The organism is Brevundimonas sp. KM4, assembly GCF_000964075.1.
Taxonomy (GTDB): Bacteria; Pseudomonadota; Alphaproteobacteria; order Caulobacterales; family Caulobacteraceae; genus Brevundimonas; species Brevundimonas huaxiensis.
This window is the reverse complement of the sequence record NZ_JZRG01000012.1, coordinates 62,846-80,628: the sequence shown is the minus strand read 5'-3', so window position 1 is coordinate 80,628 and position 17,783 is coordinate 62,846. Positions and strand designations below refer to the sequence as shown.

The window sequence follows — 17,783 nt, the reverse complement described above, 5'->3', positions numbered from 1 at the left end:
CTCAGTCGGTCAGGTCGGGATACAGGCGCTCGAATCGCCCGAGCGCCGCAGGATGCAGCCGCACCGTGACGTGAGTACGGCCAAGCTCGTCCGCATCGCGCGCCGTGACCCGCCCATGCTCGTACAGCCACGCCAGGGCGTCGCCCTGATGCGGCTCCAGCGTCAGCTGGGTCTCGGGATCATCGTCGATCAGGCCGGCGATGATCTGGCGCAGAGGCTCGATCCCCTCGCCCGTCCAGGCTGAGACGGCGACCGCCTCACCGTCCTTCGCCAGACGTTCGGCCTGACCCAGCACGGTCTCGCGCGCTTCGTCGTCTAGCAGGTCGATCTTGTTCCAGACTTCCAGCACCCGCCGCGTCTTGCCCTCTGGCGTCTCGATCTGTTTCAGCACGGCCTCGACGTCCTTGGCCTGGGCGGCGCTGTCGGGCGAGGCGATGTCGCGGACGTGCAGGATCAGATCGGCCTCGCCGACCTCCTCCAGCGTGGCGCGGAAGCTCTCGACCAGTTCGTGAGGCAGGTCAGAGATGAAGCCGACGGTGTCCGCTACGATGGCCGGTCGCCCTTGCGGCAGCCGGATTGTGCGTTGGGTGGTGTCCAGGGTGGCGAACAGCAGGTCTTTGGCGAAGACCTCCGACCCCGTCAGCCGGTTGAACAGCGTCGACTTGCCGGCGTTGGTGTAGCCCACCAGGGCGATGGTCGGGAACGGCGCCTTCTGACGCTGCTTGCGGTGCAGGCCGCGCGTGCGTCGCACCTCTTCCAACTCGGACTTCAGCCTGACGATCCGATCGGCGATCAGACGCCGGTCCAGCTCGATCTGGGTTTCGCCGGGCCCGCCGGTCGAGCCGGTGCCGCCCCGTTGCCGCTCGAGGTGGGTCCAGGTGCGCACCAGACGCGACCGCTCATAATCCAGCCGCGCCAGCTCGACCTGAAGCCGCCCCTCCTTGGTCCGCGCGCGACGCCCGAAGATTTCCAGGATCAGGCCGGTGCGGTCGATGACCTTCACCTCCCACGCCTTTTCCAGATTGCGCTGCTGCACCGGCGTCAGGGCGTCGTCTATGATGACGGCCTCGGCGTCTGCGGCGCGCACAAGCGCGGCCAATTCCTCGACCTTGCCCGTGCCGAACAGGGTCGCGGGCGTGGTGCTGCGCAGCCGCACGATCTCTTCGGCGCGCACGTTGAGGTCCAGCGCGCGGGCAAGGCCCGCCGCCTCCTCAAGCCGTTCGCTCGCCAGCCGGGGACTGTCCGAGCGTCGGTCGGGGTGAATGACGACCGCCCGGATCAGCGGGACGGTGTGGTCGATCAGTTTTTGGGTCAATCAGTCTTCTTCGGCGTCGGGCTCGTACAGCTGCACGGGCGCGGACGGCATGATGGTTGAGATGGCGTGTTTGTACACCAGCTGGGACTGGCCATCGCGGCGCAGCAGGACACAGAAGTTGTCGAACCAGGTCACGATGCCCTGCAACTTGACCCCATTGACCAGGAAGATAGTCAGCGGCGTCTTGGTCTTGCGGACCGAGTTGAGGAAGGTGTCCTGAAGGTTCTGACGTTTGTCTTGCGACATGGCAGGTTTTTCCTGTTCTTCGTTGTTTGTCGCCGTGGGAGCGGCGGGGCCGATGCAGCCGACAGCGACCTTAACCGCCGCCCGGCCGCTCGGGCAACGCCCTAAATGGCCCCTAGACGCGCCTGTTCAAGATAGAGTTCTCGCAGGCGGGTCGCGACGGGCCCGGGCTTGCCATCGCCGATCTTCACGCCGTCCAGCGAAACCAGCGGCATGACGAAGGCGCTGGCGGCGGTGACGAACACCTCGCGCGCCCGTTTCGCTTCATCGACCGAGAAGGCGCGTTCTTCCAGTTCGACACCCTCGGCGGCGGCGAGCTCTAGAACCGCCGCTCGCGTGACGCCCCGCAGGATATTGGCCTGGATGTCCCGCGTTCTCAGCCTGCCGTGCTCATCCACGATCCACGCATTGGTCGATGCGCCTTCGGTGATCAGCCCCATGTCGTCGTACATCAGGCACTCATAGGCGCCGCGCTCGCGCGCCGCCTGTTTGGCGAGCACATTCGGCAACAGACCGACCGTCTTGATGTCGCAACGCCCCCAACGAATATCGGGTTGGGTGACGCCGGCTGCGCCGTTCTGCGCCAGACGCCGGTTTCGCGCCGGATCGATCGACTTGGCGGTCACGACCACGCTGGGCGCGATATCGACCGGAAAGCCATGATCGCGCGGCGCCGTGCCACGTGTGACCTGCAGATAGACCATGCCGTTGCGCACGCGGTTGCGCCGCACGGTCTCGCGCAGAACGACGCCCAAGGCGCCGGCGCTCATCGGAATGTCGATCTTCAGTTCGCTCAAACTGCGGTGAAGGCGGCTCATGTGACCTTCGAAATCGGCCAGCCGCCCGTCGAAGACGGACCAGACCTCATAGACGCCGTCTGCGAACTGGAAACCGCGATCCTCAATATGGACCACGGCCTCGCCATGCGCGCTGTAGGCGCCATTCACATAGGCGACGCGCGACATCAGGCCGGCTCGTCCTCGTCGCCGCCGCGCGCGGGCGACACGCCCAGCGACTTCAGCTTCCTGTGCAGGGCCGATCGCTCCATGCCGATGAAGGCGGCGGTGCGCGAGATATTGCCGCCGAACCGCATGATCTGCGCCGCCAGATACTCCCGCTCGAAGACCTCGCGCGCCTCGCGCAGCGGGAGGGCGATGGTGCGCTCGCCGCCCAGGTTCGCCGTCCCGCCGTTAGATGTCGCCACCTCCTGCGGCAGCATGTCGGCGGTGATCGTCTCGGCCGGATCGCCGGTCGCCAGGATCAGCAACCGCTCGATATTGTTTCGCAGCTGGCGGATGTTTCCGGGCCACGGATGAACCTGCAGCGCCGCCACCGCGTCGTCGCCGACGATGCGTTTGGGCAGACCTTGAGAGGCGCTGATCGTGTCGACGAAATATTCGACCAGTTCGGCGATGTCCTCGCGCCGTTCCGACAGCGGCGGGACACGGATCGGCACCACGTTCAGACGGTGGAACAGGTCTTCGCGGAAACGTCCCTCTGCGATCTCGGCCTTCAGATCGCGCGATGTCGAGGTCACGACACGCACATCGACCTGAACATCCTGCTCTCCACCGACCCGACGGAAACGCTGATCGACCAAGACGCGCAGAATACGGCTCTGGCTCTCGCGCGGCATGTCGCTGATTTCGTCCAGATATAGTGTGCCGTTGTGGGCGCGTTCGAACACGCCGATCTTGCGCGGTCGGCCGTCCTGACCCTCTTCGCCGAACAGTTCGACGTCCAGACGCTCGGGCGTCATGCCTGCGGCCGAAATCGCGACGAACTCGGCGCGGGCGCGCGGGCTGGCTTCGTGGATCTGGCGCGCCACCAGCTCCTTGCCCGAGCCGGCCGGTCCGGCGATCAGGACCCGGCTGTTGGCCTGGGCCACCTTGGCGATGGTGCTGCGCAAGGCCTGCGCGGCCTGTGATCGGCCAATCAGACCCGACGGCGTCATGGTGGCCGCGCGCAGCCGGCGGTTCTCGCGCTTCAGCGTCGCCGCCTCGATGGCGCGTTCGACCACGACGACCAGCCGATCCGACTTGAACGGCTTTTCGATGAAGTCATAGGCGCCGCGCTTCAGCGCCGTCACCGCCGTCTCGATATTGCCGTGACCGGAGATCATCACGACCGGCAGGTCAGGGTCCAGTTCCTTGACGACCTCCAGCAGCTCCAGCCCGTCCAGTCCCCCGCCCTGCATCCAGATATCCAAGATCGCCAGCGAGGGTTTCCTGGCCCGGATCGCGGCCAAGGCCTCGTCGGAATTGGCGGCGACGCGCACGGCATGGCCTTCGTCCTCCAGCAGGCCGGACACCAGGTCGCGGATGTCGGCCTCGTCGTCGACGACGAGAATGTCGGAACCGGTTGGTCGCATCTTGCCTCGCTATTCGGCGGCCAGGGTCTGGAGCTTGCGCTCCACGCCCTCGCCGCCTTTACCGTGGGGTTTCAGTGGGAAGACCATGCACACGCGTGCGCCGCGCAGGGTCTGGGCGTCGGCCAGCTTCAGCTCGCCGCCGTGGTCCTCGCAAATACGTTTGACGATCGCCAAGCCCAGGCCCGTGCCCTTCTCGCGCGTGGTTACATAGGGTTCGGTCAGGCGATCGCGGTCGCGCGCCGGCAGACCCACGCCGTCGTCCTCTATCACGAAGGTCGCGACGCCGTCTTCGACTGTCAGCGACGCGATCACGCCCGCACGATCCGACGCCGCCGCCTCACCCGCCGCAAGCCGTTGCGCCGCAACCGACTCGCCCGCGTTCTTGAGGATGTTGATCAGCGCCTGCCCCACCATGCGGCCGTCGGCCTGCATCGTCGCCTTGGGCAGGGGCTCGATGATGTCGACGACGATGTCCGGCGCGGCGACCCGCTGAGCGAACACCGCCTCGCGCAGCATCTCGGCCGGGTTCTCGGGCGCGAAACGCGGCGCCGGTATGCGGGCGAAGGACGAGAACTCATCGACCATGCGGCCGATGTCTCCGACCTGGCGGATGATGGTGTCGGTGCACCGGTCGAAGATCTCGACATCCTCGCCGATCCGCGCGCGATATTTCCGCTTCAACCGCTCGGCCGACAGCTGGATCGGCGTCAGCGGATTCTTGATCTCATGGGCGATGCGACGGGCCACGTCGCGCCAAGCGGCGTTCCGCTGGGCTGTCACCAGGCGGGTGATATCGTCGAAGGTCAGGACCATCTCGCCGCCCAGACCACCCTCGATCCGAACGCGGAGACGTCGCGTGTCCCCGCCCCGGCTGACGTCGATGTCTTCCTCGATATGGGCCTCGGCGCGCCGCACCAGATCACTCAACTCCGGCGACAGGGCCGCGAGTTCATGACCCAGAACCTCGGCGTCGTCGATGTGAAGCAGTTGCAGGGCGCTGTCGTTGATCGCCGAAACCCGCCCACGCCTGTCCAGACCGATGACCCCGGCGCTGACGCCCGACAGCACGGTCTCGATGAAACGGCTGCGATCGTGCGCCTCGTCGCTCGCGGCCTTCAGCGCGGCCTGCTGAGCCTGCAAGTCGCCGGTCATGCGGTTGAAGGCGTCCGACAGGGTGGCGATCTCGGCCGGGGCGCCGTCGCTGTCGACGCGTGCGGTGAAGTCGCCGCCCGCGACCTGTCCCGCCGCCTTCACCAGACGACCAATGGGCGCGGAGATGCTGCTGGCCGCCGACATCCCGAGCCACACCGCCCCCACCAGCACCAGCAGCGCCGTCTCCAGATAGCTGAGAACAAAGGCCGACTGGATCCGAGCGCGGCTCTCCTGAGCCTCTCGGTAAGCCTGGATCGACTGAACCGACGTGTTCATTCGCGCCACAAGGCCGTCCTGCAGCGGGCGCACCAGATAAAGATAGGCGTCGCCATAGGCTGGCAGGGCGATGATCGACCTGACGGCGTCTGGATGCTGCGTGACGGTTTGCGGAGGCTGCCCGCCTTCAGCTGCGGCCGCGAGTTCATCGCGGGGCGGCGCAAGATAGGGAGGCGCGCCTGTCTTTTCAGCACGAGCCAGCACCTCGCCCTTGCCATCCAGAATGTAGATGGCGGGGTAGCCGAAGATGTCTCCAACTTGGCCTAGGGCTTCGTTGAACTGAATGCGATCAGCAAACAGGCTTCGCGCACTTCCCAACTGATCCGAAATCGTAACCAAGTCAGCATCCATCGCAGCCGACACGTCCTGGATATAGGCGCGTCCCACGATCGCCCCGTTCTCGACCGAGGCCTGGACGTTTTGGCTGAACCACTGATCCACGCCCCGATTGACCAGAACGCCGAACACCAGCGCGATCAGCACCGACGGGACCAGGGCCACCATCGAGAACAAGGCGACAAACTTCAGATGAAGGCGCGATCCCGCTTCATCGGTGCTACGCACCAGGGTCATCACGCGCCGACCGACGATGATGGCCAGGCCGGAAATCAAAAGCAGATTGGCGGCCAGCACGATCAGGGCGATCTGGCTGCTCGATCCGCGCGCCGACCCCGATGTGGCGCCCGGCGCGACCGCCACCAGCCAGATGGCCGCCGCCGTGATCGCGACAGCCAGAAAGAAGGCCAGTCCGAAGCCGGTCCGCGCGCGTTCGCTATCGACCCACCCCCAGAACGACCCGTCGTCCGACGCAAGGTCGGGCGAAGCGGTGCGTACTGAAGGCGTATCCGTCATGCCACAGCAGTCTCCAACACCTGTGGCCCATTTTCAACAGCAGACTTACCTAACTGAGGCAAATCCGGCCGCCACAGTTCGCGCATGGCGTCTTCGACGGCCATCGGATCGTCCAGGCGGCAAATTCTTGCCTTGGCCTCGCGACGGTGTTGCGGATCGGCCGGCCATGGTGCCTGTTCGATGTACCAGCCCAGATGTTTGCGGAACATCTTCAAACCCAGCGGCAGGCCGTAGAACTCTGCCGACGCCCGCAGGTGCTCGATCACGATCGCCAGACGCTCTTCCGGTCCAGGCTCCTCCAGCGCCACACCGTCGATCAGCGCCCGTTCAAGGTGCGCCGCTAGCCATGGCCGGCCGTAAACGCCGCGTCCCAGCATCAATCCGTCCGCGCCGGACTGCGCCAAGGCCTGGCGCGCTTCCTCGGCGGTGACGATGTCGCCATTGACGATGACGGGGATGTCGACCGCCGCCTTCACCGTCCCGACCGCGTCCCAATCCGCCTGCCCGGTGTAGAACTGCTTTCGTGTCCGGCCATGCACCGTGACGGCCTTGACGCCGATCGCTTCCGCACGGCGGGCCAGTTCGGCGGCGTTGCGGCTCTCGTCGTCCCAGCCCAGCCGCATCTTGACCGTGACCGGCCGATCGGTCGCCTTGACCGCCGCCTCCATGATCCGACACGCCAGATCGGGCGTTCGCATCAGGGCCGAACCGGCGGCCGAGCCCGTGACCTCCTTGGCCGGACAGCCGAAGTTCAGATCGACGATGTCCGCCCCGGCCTTTTGCGCCATGCGCGCCCCCTCGCCAATCTGTTCGGGATCGCGCCCGACTAGCTGGATGACAGTCAGCGGCAGACCGGCTCCCACGGCGGCGCGCCGCACGACGTCCGGCCGCGCCCGCGCCAGTTCCTTGGCCGCCACCATCTCTGTCGCGACATAGACGGCGCCCAGTTTGGAGGCCAGCACGCGGAACGGCAGGTCGGTCACGCCGGTCATCGGCGCCATCAGCACTTGACCGGGCACGGTCACATCGCCGATTTGCAAGGTCTTGGGCATTTCCGTCTTTCGCCGCATAGCAGCCGCCCTCGTCAAGCACGACCGCGGCGCTTTGATGGTTTCGCCCCGTCGCCGCGCGCACTATCAAGACCGCCATGACATTCTCGGGCATCATCGTCGCAGCCGGTTCAGGCTCGCGCGCCGGCGGCGACAAACAGTGGCGACACCTGGGTGGAAAGCCCGTGCTGCGCTGGTCGGCCGAGGCCCTGCTGAACGCCGGGGCCGACGAACTGATCGTCGTGATCGCGCCCGACGCCGTTGAGCGTGTGGCGGAGGCGCTGTCCGGTTTGCCGCGTTGGAGAGCCGTCGTCGGTGGCGCCGCCCGTGCCGATTCGGTCCGCGCTGGTCTCGCGGCACTGGCCTGTCCAGCGGATCAGCCGGTGCTGATCCATGACGCCGCCCGCCCGCTGCTGAATCGCGCGGTCGTCGATCGTCTGCTGTCGGCCCTTGAAACTTTGCACGGCGCCCTGCCCGTCCTGCCCGTCGCCGACAGCCTGCGACGTGGAGAGGCGGACATCATGACCGACGTGGTTGATCGCGACGGTCTGTGGCGTGCCCAGACGCCTCAAGCCTTTCGCCGGGGCGTGATCGAGACCGCCTATGCCGCCTGGTCGGACGCCGAGGTCCCGACCGACGAAGCCGTGGTCGTGCAGCGCAGCGGCGGTGCGGTGGCCCTGGTTCAGGGCGATGCGCGTCTGATGAAACTGACCTATCCCGAGGATTTCGCCATGGCCGAAGCTCTGCTGCCTCAAGCGCAGCGTTATCAGACCCGCATCGGCTCCGGCTATGACGTGCATCGCTGGGGGCCCGGCGGGTCCGTCTGGCTTTGCGGGATCGAGGTGCCGCACGACCAGACGCTGATCGGCCACTCCGACGCCGACGCCGGTCTCCACGCCCTGACCGACGCCATCCTGGGCGCCATCGCGGCGGGCGACATCGGCGACCATTTCCCGCCGACGGATCCGAAATGGAAAGGCGCTTCCTCGGACCAGTTCCTGATCCATGCCGCCGAACTGGTCGCGGCGCGCGGCGGCCGCATCGTCAATGTCGACGTCACCCTGATCTGCGAACGCCCCAAGGTGAAGCCGCATCGCCAGGCCATGCGCGACAGGATCGCCGGGCTGCTGGGCCTTCCGCTCGACGCCGTCAGCGTCAAGGCCACCACGACCGAAGGTCTTGGCTTCACCGGACGCGGCGAAGGTCTGGCCGCCCAGGCCGTGGCGACCGTTGAAACGCCGGCGGCCTAGCGCGCCGCCATCTTCATCTGACGCACCAGCGATCCGAACAAGTTGACGTAGTCGTCCGTCCACGGACGCACCGTCGTCGGCGACAGCTTGCGCCAACGCGCATCGTCCCTGAACCCTTCCATCGCCGCCGGGCTCTTGCCGATCAGCAGGGCCTCGGTCGAGGCCTCGGCCATGTCGCCTTGGCCCGACTGCTCGATATAGACTTGGTGCAGATGCGGAACCTTCAGCGCCTGCGCCGCCGCCTCGGCCGGCAGGGTGATCTCCAGGTTCCGGTTCGACAGATGCAGCACGACGACGCCGTCGGGCGCCAACAGCCGCAGATAGCCGCGGATCGCCTCCACCGTCAGCAGATGCGTCGGCACGGCGTCGGACGAGAAGGCGTCGATGACCAGCAGGTCGTAGGATCCCGCCGGCTCGCGATCCATCGTCAGGCGCGCGTCCCCCAGAACCGTCCGCACCGCCCCATCGGCGCAGCCGCTGATGAAGCTGAACCATTGCGGGTCGCGCGACAGCCGATCCACCATCGGATCGATCTCGAAGAAGGTCAGTTGGTCCTGGGCTCGCTTGTAGGCGGCCATGGCGCCCGAGCCCTGTCCCACCACGCCGACGCGGGCGCCGTCCAGCCGACGGGCCTGCATCTGCAGCATCGCCTGCCCCAGCGGCGTCGAGGTCGCATAATAGAGCGTCGGCTAACAGCGGTCTGACTGCGCCAGGGCCTGGGCGCCATGCAGGGTCGTGCCGTGCATCAGTACGTGGACCGGCCCGCCCATCAGCGGATCGTCGATCTTGGCCACCCGCATCACGCCAAAGAAGCTGCGTTCCGACAGGGCCCAGTCATATCCGCGCGCCAGATGATAGCCGGACCAGACGATGGCGGTTAAAATGATCGTGAACATCACCGCCCGATCGCGCACCAGGAAGGCGAACAGAGTCGCGATCCCCAGGATGGCTTGCGCGATACGCACCAGTTCGGCGTCGGGTATGGCCGCGCGAATGTCCGGCGCATAACGGACCGCCTCCATCGACAGCGGCCCCATAAGGGCGATGACCACGCCGGCGACGCAGCAGATGATTTCCCACGGCCTGATCTCGCGACGGCTCCACGGCCGCAGCAATCCGGCCGCCACCAGCACCAGCGGATATTCCCACACCATGTCGAAAACGGCCGGCGCGATCAGGCCGTTGAAAAGCCCGCCGACCACGCCGCCCAGCGACAGCAAAAGATAGAATTCGGTCAGCCGATCCGGCGCCGGCCGCCGCGCCGCCAACCGCTGGTGACACATCAGCGCGGTAAAGAAGAAGGCCGCCAGATTGACGGTGAACACCAGCAGCCATTCGCCTGTCCGGAACGCAATCAGGGCGGCGCAGGCCGCTGCCGCCGCCGCCTGCAAACCAAGGCCGATGGCTGGCGAAACAGCCGGCCGGGTCTGGAACGCGATGACAAACGTCAGCAGATAAAGCGCAAGCGGTATGACCCACAAAAAGGGCGCTGAGGCCACATCCGTCGTCAGGTGCGCCGTCACGCCCAGCATCAGACTGGACGGCGCGGCGGCCAGCAGAACCAACATCCCCTCTTCGCGCCAGGCGATCGGCGGGCTGGTTTCAAGCGTAGCGGGCTCCGCCGTCCCGATCTCGCGTCGTCGCCAGACCTGAACGCTCAACCCCACAACCATCACCACGAACAGCCCATAGCCGACGCTCCAACCCAGGCGCTGATCCGACAGGCTGGCCAGCGGCTCGATCACGACCGGATAGGCCAGCAGGGCTAGGAAGCTGCCCAGGTTCGAGGCGGCATAGAGAACATAGGGGTTCTGGCCGTCTGCGTGCTCGGCCCGCACACGCGCATACCAGGCCTGAAGCAGCGGCGCGGTCGCCGACAGAACCGCAAACGGCGCGCCGATCGACACCGCCAGCGTCGCCAGCAGCCAAATCGCCGGTTGAGATGGATCGGGATCCCCCAACAGGCCGCTGATCTGCAAGGGCAGGAAAAACGCCGCCACGATCAGCAGGCCCAGGTGAACCCCGACCTGCGCGCGCATCGTCGCCAGACGTTGCAGCAGGTGCGCGTAGCCATATCCGGCGAGCAGCGCGGTCTGGAAGAACACCATCGACGCGTTCCACACCGAAGGCGATCCGCCCAGCGTCGGCAGCAGCAGCTTGGCCGCCATCGGTTGAACGACGAAGACCAGACAGGCCGATGTGAAGATGGCGACGGCGAACAAAATCGGCGCGATGCGATCCGACGTCGGGGCTGCGGGGCGTAACGGATCGATAGCCTCGGTCATGCCTCTGGTTAGAGCGGGGTTCGCGGCCTATGAAAAGACCATGTTTTCCCAAGATATCGCGCAGCTGGCGCAACAGATTGTCGCAACGGCCAGCGAACGCGGCCTGATGCTGGCGACGGCCGAAAGCTGCACCGGCGGTTTGGTGTCCGCTGCGATCACAGCCATCCCCGGTTCGTCAGCGGTTCTGGATCGCGGCTTCGTCACCTACAGCAACGAGGCCAAGGCCGAGATGCTGGGCGTGTCGCTGGAAAGCCTGTCCATCCAAGGGGCCGTGTCGCAAGCCGTCGCCGTGGCCATGGCCGAGGGCGCCGTGGCGCACTCGCGCGCTTCTCTGTCGGTATCCGTAACGGGCGTGGCGGGACCGGGCGGCGGGTCGGTGGATAAACCCGTGGGTCTGGTGCACTTCGCGGCGTCCGGGCCAAAGGGTGTCATTCACCGCGTCGAGCGGTTCGGCGACCTCGGCCGCGATGGGATCCGCCAAGCCAGCGTTCGCGTGGCGTTGGAAATGCTGGCGGATCGGCTTGCGTGAGCGCCCCCGTCGTCATCGACGCCAGGGGTCACCGCTGCCCCGTTCCAAGCCTGAAGCTGATGAAGGCGATGGAAACCGCTCCGCCCGGCGCGCGGATCGTTCTGCTGGCCACCGATCCGATGGCCCGGATCGACGTGCCGTTTCTGATGTCTCAGAAAGGCGGGCGCGTGCTCGAGATCGAGAACGCCGAGGGCCTTCTTCGCGTTACGATCGAGACCGGCGCCCGGCTCGACGCTCCGACAGATTGACGACATCGGCTGGAGGCGCATCGGCGATCACGCGCGCCTTGGCCGCCAGCTCCATTTCGGTGGCGAACGCTCCGCCGTAGAAGATGGCGTTGACGTTCCACGACAGCCAGATCAGCAGCACCACCACGGCGCCGACCGATCCATAGGTGGCCCCCAGCGGCGCGATCTGCTCGACATAGATGGCGCACAGCCACGACGAGACGACCGACATCAAGGTCGCCACCAAACCCCCCGCCGTCGCCGGCAGCCAGGCGACCGGCGCCCTGTGGCTCATGGCGTAGCGGTAAAGCAGCGTCAGCCCGATCACCAAGCCAATCGCGGGCAGGAAGGCATCCAGCGGCGCCATGCCGCTTCGCCCGGACAGGCCGGCGGCCGACGACGACGCATGCGCCATGATCCGCACGGTCACGACCGCGCCCGACACGACAGTGAACAGCGCAAAGGCGAAGATGGCTACGAAGAAGGCCAGCAGATTGAACTTGAAGAAGCCGTGCGGCTCGGTCTCGTCATGAATCAGGTTCAATCCCGCCAACAAGGCCTTGAAACCCCGGTGCGCGGCATAGGCGCCGACGAACAGGGCGAAGGCGCTCTGAGCGGAAACCGTCCGCGCCGATGCATTGCTCAAACGCGTGATTTCGCCCTGAAAAATGGTCTGCGCCGCCTTGGGCAGCAGGTCCGACAAGGCGGTCGCCTGGGCGCTGACTTCGCTGATCGACAGACCCAACTTGTAGAAGCCGATCAGGATGGCGATCGCCGGAAACACGGCCAGCAGGGCGAAGAAGGACACGCCGCCCGTATAGAGCATGACGTCGCGCCCCCAGCTGCGGGTAAACGCTCGCACGGCCAGCCCACCCCAGAACCCGGGCGCTTTCAGGACCGACCGCGTCAGTTGCTCACTCAAATCGGTCCCCACAACCGTTGCACAAGCGGCGGAACCTAGCGGAATTCGTCTGTGGCGAAAGTCTCATCCGCGTGAGGACGATCATTCGCGATCCGGCCGCATCCCTTTGGCCCGACGACATTGCATCCTTAACACCCTCGTCGCTATGGTCCGCGCGTTTCCGGCCGGCTATTGGCGCGGCGACCTTTGGAGACGATCGGCTTGGCTTTCGACGCGCGCGTATTGATCCTGGCGGCTGACGATGGCCGGATCGGGCCGCTCGCTGCGGGTCTGGATGCGCTGGGCTGGACGACGGTGACCGCCCGCGACGTCGTCTCGGCCGAGATGACGCTTCAGGACTTTCCGCTCGAAGCCGCCGTCATCGACATCAACACCTTCGACGCCGACGTGGCGTCTCGCCTTCGCGCCGCCGCCGAGCCGCGCCGCCTGCCCATTGTGGTCATCGGCGCCCGCCCTGATTCGGTGAAGGGCGCGGATCTGACCATGTCCACGCCGCCGCATCCGGCCCAGGCCGCCTTGCGTCTGGAGCAGCTGGGCCGGGCCGCCATCGCCGAGGAAGAATATCGGCTGCGCGTCACCACCTTCGCCACGCGCGGGGTCGGCTTGGACAAAAGGACCGACGACGATGGGCCCTTGCGCGTTCTGGCCGCCGGCGTCGCCGACCGGCGCTTTCTCGCCCTGTCGAACGCCCTGACCGCCGCCGGGGTCGAGGTGGTCGCGGCGCCGACGCCCTACACCGCCTTCGACTACCTGCACGAAAGCCTGTTCGACGCCGCCGTTCTGTGGGGCGCCGAAGACCATGCGCCGGCCCTGTCGATCGCGGCGGGCATGAAGCGCAACACCCGCCTCTATCACATCCCGCTGATGCTTTACCTGCGCGGCCGGAACGAGATCAGCCTGGCTGAACTGTTCAATCGCGGCTTCGCCGATGTCGCCTCCGCCGATACGCCCGAGGGCGAAACGGCCGAGCGGATCCTGTCCCTGGCCGGCGCGCACCGCACCCATCTGGGCATTCGCAAGACTCTGGACTCGGTGCGCAGCCTGGACGTGATGGATCCGGAAACAGGCCTGTTCACGCCCGAACTGTTCGCCAGCCACCTGGGCCGCGTCGCCGAGGCCTCGCGCGCGCGCAAGCGCCCGCTTTCCGTCTGCGTCCTGAGAGTGCGCGAAACCGAGTCCGTGACCTGGGCGCGTCAGGGCGGTTGGCTGGATCGCGCCATGCCGCAGATCGGGGCCATGGTTTCACGCCTGGTCCGCGTCGAGGACACCCCTGCCCGCCTGGCCAAGGAGGTCTTCGCTCTGGCCCTGCCCGCAACCCAAGCTGAACCGGCGCGGCTGGCCGCAGAGCGAATCGCCGCCGTGATCGGCTGCACCGCCTTCGACGCCGGTCCGGACCGGTCGCCATTCGTCGCTGAGTTCGACGTCGGCGCCGCCGAGATGCGCCCCGACGAAAGCGCCGCCGCCCTGCTCGAACGCGCCTCGGCCGACCTATTCGAAAAGACGCGCTGAGGGCTTTACGCCCCCGCCACCCGCGCCAGATCGGCGGTGATCCGCTCGGCCACCTTCAGGCGCTCTTCCGCCGTCGGCCAATCGCCTGAAACGACGATCTTCTGATCCGGACGAATCTTCCAGAAGGCGTGGTTCTTCTGGATCAGCCCGACCAGTCCCGCCGGATTGGGGAAGCTGCTGTCGCGTAAAGTCAGCACCGCGCCGCGCGGCCCGATGTCGATCTTCTCGATGCAGGCCTTGCGGCAGTTCGACTTGATGCCAACGATCTTCAGCAACTGCTGCGCCTCATCCGGCAATGGGCCGAAACGGTCGATCAGTTCGGCGGCCAGGGCTTCGCGATCCTCGGCCTGCTCGGCGTCGGAAAGACGACGATAGAGGCTCAGACGCACGTTCAGGTCCGGCACGTAATCTTCTGGAATTAGGACCGAAGCGCCGACATTGATCGATGGCGACCAACCGCGATCCACCGCCTGTCCCTCGCCCTTTTCGCGCAACTCCGCCACGGCGTCTTCCAGCATCTGCTGGTACAGTTCGACGCCGACCTCGCGGATGTGGCCCGACTGTTCGTCGCCCAGCAGATTGCCGCCGCCGCGCTGGTCCAGATCGTGGCTGGCCAGTTGGAAGCCGGCGCCCAGATTGTCCAGCGATTGCAGAACCTGCAACCGCCGCTCGGCCGACAGGGTCATCGGCTTGACCGCATCGGTGCTCAGATAGGCGAAGGCGCGGGCCTTGGACCGCCCGACCCGACCCCGGATCTGATACAGTTGCGCCAGGCCGAACATGTCGGCGCGGTGCACGATCAGCGTATTCGCCGTCGGGATATCCAGCCCGCTCTCGACGATGGTGGTGGAGACCAGAACGTCATATTCCCCGTCGTAGAAGGCGCTCATCACCTCTTCCAGCTGAGTCGCGCTCATCTGGCCGTGGCCGACCACGAACTTCACCTCCGGCACCTGTTCGCGCAGGAATTTCTCGATGGCGGGCAGGTCCTTCAGGCGCGGCGCGACGTAGTAGGCCTGACCGCCGCGATACTTCTCACGCAGCAAGGCCTCGCGCACCAGGACCGGATCCCACGGCGTGACATAGGTCCGCACCGCCAGGCGATCGACCGGCGGGGTGGCGATGATCGACATCTCGCGGATGCCCGACAGGGCCATCTGCAGCGTGCGCGGGATCGGCGTGGCCGTCAGGGTCAGCAGGTGCACGTCGGCCCGCAGCGTCTTCAGCTTCTCCTTGTGCTTGACGCCGAAGTGCTGCTCCTCATCGACGATGACCAGGCCAAGATCGCGGAAGCCGACCTGTTCGCTGAGCACCGCGTGGGTGCCGACAACGATCTCGACCGAGCCGTCTTTCAGCCCGGCGCGCGTCTCCGACGCCTCCTTGGCGCCCACCATCCGCGACAACTGACGCACCTTCACCGGCCAGCCCGCAAAGCGTTCGCTGAAGGTCTTGAAGTGCTGGCGCGCCAGCAGGGTCGTCGGCGCGACGATCGCCACCTGCTGCCCCGTCATGGCGACGACGAAGGCGGCCCTCAGCGCCACCTCGGTCTTGCCGAAGCCGACGTCGCCGCAGATCAGACGATCCATCGGCGTGCCCTTGCCCAGATCCTCCAGCACATCGCCGATGGCGTTCAGCTGATCGTCGGTTTCCTCGTAGGGGAAGCGCGCGCAGAACTCGGCGAACAGACCCGGCGGCGGCGTGACCGCATCGGTCTCGCGCAGCGCCCGTTTGGCGGCCAGGGCGATCAGCCCCTCGGCCATGGCGCGCAGACGTTCCTTGGCCTTGGCCTTTCTGGCCTGCCAGCCTGCGCCGCCCAGCTTGTCCAGCTGAACGCCCTCGGAATCCGACCCGTATCGAGTCAGAAGGTCAATGTTTTCAACCGGCAGATAGAGTTTGCTCTCGCCGGCGTAGAAAAGTTCCAGGCAGTCGTGCGGGGCCTGCTGGATCTCCAGCGTTTTAAGCCCTTCATAGCGACCGATCCCGTGATCCAGGTGAACCACCAGATCGCCCGTCGTCAGGGCCGACGCCTCCGCCAGGAAGTTCGAGGCGCGGCGCTTCTTGCGCGGGCGCGCCAAACGGTCACCCAGGATGTCGGTCTCGGAAATGACCGCCACCTCGTCGGTGACAAAGCCATGCTCGACCGGCAGAACGCCGCGCAGATAGAGGTCTTTCGGCGCTGCCTGAACGTCGGCCCAGTCGCGCACGGCGACGATGTGATCCAGCCCGTGGTCGGCCAGCATGGTCGCCAGCCGCTCCGACGACCCTTCGGTCCAGGAGGCGAACAGCACCCGCTTGCCCTCGGCCTTCAGGCCCGCCGCGTGGGCCGCCACCGCCTCGAACAGATTGACGCTGTCCTGCGCCCGCTCGGCCCCGAAGGTCCGGCCCAGACGTCCGCCGGCATCCTCGCCACCCGTGGAAAAGGGCGTGAAGCGCCGCACGGTGCGACCCGCCAGCGCCTGATTCCAGTCGCCGGCGTCCAGATAGAGCCGCTTTGGCGGCAAGGCGCGATTGGCGCTGGCCTGACCCTTGGCCTTGGCCGCCTCGGCGCGCGCATCATAGGCGTCCGCGACCAGATCCCATCGCTCGGCGCGGGCCGTCTCGACTTGGTTATCGAGGAAGATCGCCGCGTCGTCCGGCAGATAGTCAAACAGGCTGTCCAGCGTCTCATAGAACAGCGGCAGCCACTGCTCCATGCCCTGACGCCGCGCGCCCTCGCTGATCGTCGCATACAGCGGATCGTCGCCCGGCGCGCCGAAAAGGTTCAGATAGCCGGTGCGAAACCTCGAGATGGCCGCCGCATCCAGCAACGCCTCCGACACCGGCGCGAGGGACACGGACGTCATCTGGCCGGTCGACCGCTGCGTTTCGGGATCGAAAGTGCGGATGGATTCCAGCTCGGAGCCGAACATGTCCAGCCGGACCGGCTCCTCGAAGCCGGGCGGATAGACATCGACGACCCCGCCGCGCACCGCGAACTCGCCGCGCTCCGACACGGTCGAGGCACGGACATAGCCGTTGGCGGCGAAATACCGCTCCAGCGCCTGGATATCGAGATCGCGGCCGACCTTCGTCTCGAACCCTGCCTGTGTCGTGACCGACTTGGGCGGGGTGCGTTGCATGGCCGCCGACACCGTCGTCACGACCAGAACCGGCGCATCGCCGGGCTTGCGCATCGCCAGCCGCGTCAGCGTCGCCATGCGCTGCGCCGCGATACCCGCCGTGGGGCTCAGACGGTCATAGGGCAGACAGTCCCACGCCGGATAATCCAGGACTTCAATATCTTTCGAGAAGAACTGAAACGCCTGAACAAAGCTGCCGGACCTCTGAAAGTCGCGTGCGACGAACAGGCCGACACCGCCGCCGGCCTTGAGTCGTTCGGCGACGATCAGCGCGTCCAACCCCTCGGGCGCGCCGCCCAGATCGGCGTCGGTTCGGTATTCGACCTTGGCGTCCATCAGCCGATCCCCTTGCCGACTTCGGCCGCGACGTGGGCGCGCATGAAGGCGCGCACCTTGGCCATCACCGGGGTCTCGAACTCGGGCGGCGTCGGGTCACGCTCGATGATCCAGCCGTAAAGCCACTGATCTTCCTCGTCGATCAGCCGTTCGAACTGGTCCAGTTCCGCATCGGTCAGGGTCGGCGCGACCTGATCGGAAAACGGACCCAGCACCATATCAGCCTCGCGAAAGCCCCGCCGCCAGGCGCGGAACTGAATGCGGCCCAGCCGCTGCCTGCGCTCAGGCGTCATCTGCTCAGAGGTCATTTCGCTGTCGGGACGCGCGTCGATTTCGGCCACAAGAATC

Annotated in this window: 15 protein-coding genes; 4 read left to right on the top strand and 11 right to left on the bottom strand. The window is 66.5% G+C overall.

Going from position 1 to position 17,783, the window contains the following annotated elements; all coding sequences use genetic code 11:
• Position 1: 1 nt before the first annotated feature.
• The 6 genes from hflX to dusB form a co-directional block, all read right to left on the bottom strand.
• Positions 2 to 1,315: a GTPase HflX gene (gene hflX / locus VH88_RS07980; RefSeq protein WP_045810777.1), complete on the bottom strand. Its 1,314-nt coding sequence runs from the start codon at positions 1,313 to 1,315 to the stop codon at positions 2 to 4.
• A complete protein-coding gene (gene hfq / locus VH88_RS07975; RefSeq protein ID WP_003164861.1) occupies positions 1,316 to 1,561 on the bottom strand; it encodes an RNA chaperone Hfq in 246 nt (81 codons plus the stop codon). It lies immediately after the preceding gene.
• A gap of 101 nt (positions 1,562 to 1,662) precedes the next feature.
• Complete coding sequence (locus VH88_RS07970) at positions 1,663 to 2,523, bottom strand: D-amino-acid transaminase (protein WP_045810776.1); 861 nt, start codon at positions 2,521 to 2,523, stop codon at positions 1,663 to 1,665.
• Entirely contained in the window at positions 2,523 to 3,929 is a 1,407-nt protein-coding gene (locus VH88_RS07965) for a sigma-54 dependent transcriptional regulator (protein WP_045810775.1), read from the bottom strand. Before VH88_RS07965 ends, VH88_RS07970 begins: the two co-directional genes overlap by 1 nt.
• Before the next feature lie 9 nt (positions 3,930 to 3,938).
• Positions 3,939 to 6,209, bottom strand: coding sequence for a PAS domain-containing sensor histidine kinase (locus VH88_RS07960; protein WP_045810774.1), 2,271 nt, complete (start codon positions 6,207 to 6,209; stop codon positions 3,939 to 3,941).
• On the bottom strand, positions 6,206 to 7,261 hold the full coding sequence (gene dusB / locus VH88_RS07955; protein ID WP_045810773.1) for a tRNA dihydrouridine synthase DusB: 1,056 nt from the start codon (positions 7,259 to 7,261) through the stop codon (positions 6,206 to 6,208). The genes VH88_RS07960 and dusB overlap by 4 nt, the downstream gene beginning before the upstream one ends.
• A 95-nt stretch (positions 7,262 to 7,356) precedes the next feature.
• Here dusB and VH88_RS07950 point away from each other — a divergent pair, with 95 nt between their 5' ends.
• Positions 7,357 to 8,508, top strand: coding sequence for a bifunctional 2-C-methyl-D-erythritol 4-phosphate cytidylyltransferase/2-C-methyl-D-erythritol 2,4-cyclodiphosphate synthase (locus VH88_RS07950; RefSeq protein ID WP_045810772.1), 1,152 nt, complete (start codon positions 7,357 to 7,359; stop codon positions 8,506 to 8,508).
• Here VH88_RS07950 and VH88_RS16460 read toward each other — a convergent pair.
• Positions 8,505 to 9,155: a spermidine synthase gene (locus VH88_RS16460; RefSeq protein WP_231576617.1), complete on the bottom strand. Its 651-nt coding sequence runs from the start codon at positions 9,153 to 9,155 to the stop codon at positions 8,505 to 8,507. The two genes, VH88_RS07950 and VH88_RS16460, sit on opposite strands and share 4 nt — an antisense overlap.
• A gap of 42 nt (positions 9,156 to 9,197) precedes the next feature.
• Positions 9,198 to 10,793 carry a hypothetical protein gene (locus tag VH88_RS07945; RefSeq protein WP_231576616.1) on the bottom strand — a complete coding sequence of 532 codons (1,596 nt, stop codon included), beginning with the start codon at positions 10,791 to 10,793 and terminating at the stop codon, positions 9,198 to 9,200.
• Between the two features lie 40 nt (positions 10,794 to 10,833).
• Here VH88_RS07945 and VH88_RS07940 point away from each other — a divergent pair, with 40 nt between their 5' ends.
• Both VH88_RS07940 and VH88_RS07935 read left to right on the top strand, forming a co-directional pair.
• Entirely contained in the window at positions 10,834 to 11,322 is a 489-nt protein-coding gene (locus tag VH88_RS07940; RefSeq protein WP_045810867.1) for a CinA family protein, read from the top strand.
• 59 nt (positions 11,323 to 11,381) lie between these two features.
• Complete coding sequence (locus VH88_RS07935; RefSeq protein ID WP_235968857.1) at positions 11,382 to 11,570, top strand: sulfurtransferase TusA family protein; 189 nt, start codon at positions 11,382 to 11,384, stop codon at positions 11,568 to 11,570.
• Here VH88_RS07935 and VH88_RS07930 read toward each other — a convergent pair.
• On the bottom strand, positions 11,527 to 12,375 hold the full coding sequence (locus VH88_RS07930; RefSeq protein WP_369796278.1) for a YihY/virulence factor BrkB family protein: 849 nt from the start codon (positions 12,373 to 12,375) through the stop codon (positions 11,527 to 11,529). The two genes, VH88_RS07935 and VH88_RS07930, sit on opposite strands and share 44 nt — an antisense overlap.
• Before the next feature lie 297 nt (positions 12,376 to 12,672).
• On the opposite strand from VH88_RS07930, the gene VH88_RS07925 reads away from it, so the two are divergent.
• Entirely contained in the window at positions 12,673 to 13,980 is a 1,308-nt protein-coding gene (locus VH88_RS07925; protein WP_045810770.1) for a diguanylate cyclase domain-containing protein, read from the top strand.
• A 5-nt stretch (positions 13,981 to 13,985) separates the two neighbouring features.
• On the opposite strand, the gene mfd is transcribed toward VH88_RS07925, so the two are convergent.
• Both mfd and VH88_RS07915 read right to left on the bottom strand, forming a co-directional pair.
• The gene (gene mfd / locus VH88_RS07920; protein WP_045810769.1) at positions 13,986 to 17,435 is read right to left on the bottom strand and encodes a transcription-repair coupling factor; all 3,450 of its coding nucleotides are present in this window, start codon (positions 17,433 to 17,435) and stop codon (positions 13,986 to 13,988) included.
• On the bottom strand, positions 17,435 to 17,776 hold the full coding sequence (locus tag VH88_RS07915; RefSeq protein WP_052689526.1) for a succinate dehydrogenase assembly factor 2: 342 nt from the start codon (positions 17,774 to 17,776) through the stop codon (positions 17,435 to 17,437). Before VH88_RS07915 ends, mfd begins: the two co-directional genes overlap by 1 nt.
• Positions 17,777 to 17,783: the final 7 nt, after the last annotated feature.

Coding starts and splice junctions, on each gene's coding strand:
- hfq (WP_003164861.1), bottom strand. CDS start 1,561: ATGTCGCAAGACAAACGTCAGAACCTTCAGGACACCTTCCTCAACTCG.
- VH88_RS07970 (WP_045810776.1), bottom strand. CDS start 2,523: ATGTCGCGCGTCGCCTATGTGAATGGCGCCTACAGCGCGCATGGCGAG.
- VH88_RS07965 (WP_045810775.1), bottom strand. CDS start 3,929: ATGCGACCAACCGGTTCCGACATTCTCGTCGTCGACGACGAGGCCGAC.
- VH88_RS07960 (WP_045810774.1), bottom strand. CDS start 6,209: ATGACGGATACGCCTTCAGTACGCACCGCTTCGCCCGACCTTGCGTCG.
- dusB (WP_045810773.1), bottom strand. CDS start 7,261: ATGCCCAAGACCTTGCAAATCGGCGATGTGACCGTGCCCGGTCAAGTG.
- VH88_RS07950 (WP_045810772.1), top strand. CDS start 7,357: ATGACATTCTCGGGCATCATCGTCGCAGCCGGTTCAGGCTCGCGCGCC.
- VH88_RS16460 (WP_231576617.1), bottom strand. CDS start 9,155: ATGCTGCAGATGCAGGCCCGTCGGCTGGACGGCGCCCGCGTCGGCGTG.
- VH88_RS07945 (WP_231576616.1), bottom strand. CDS start 10,793: ATGACCGAGGCTATCGATCCGTTACGCCCCGCAGCCCCGACGTCGGAT.
- VH88_RS07940 (WP_045810867.1), top strand. CDS start 10,834: ATGTTTTCCCAAGATATCGCGCAGCTGGCGCAACAGATTGTCGCAACG.
- VH88_RS07935 (WP_235968857.1), top strand. CDS start 11,382: ATGAAGGCGATGGAAACCGCTCCGCCCGGCGCGCGGATCGTTCTGCTG.
- VH88_RS07930 (WP_369796278.1), bottom strand. CDS start 12,375: ATGCTCTATACGGGCGGCGTGTCCTTCTTCGCCCTGCTGGCCGTGTTT.
- mfd (WP_045810769.1), bottom strand. CDS start 17,435: ATGGACGCCAAGGTCGAATACCGAACCGACGCCGATCTGGGCGGCGCG.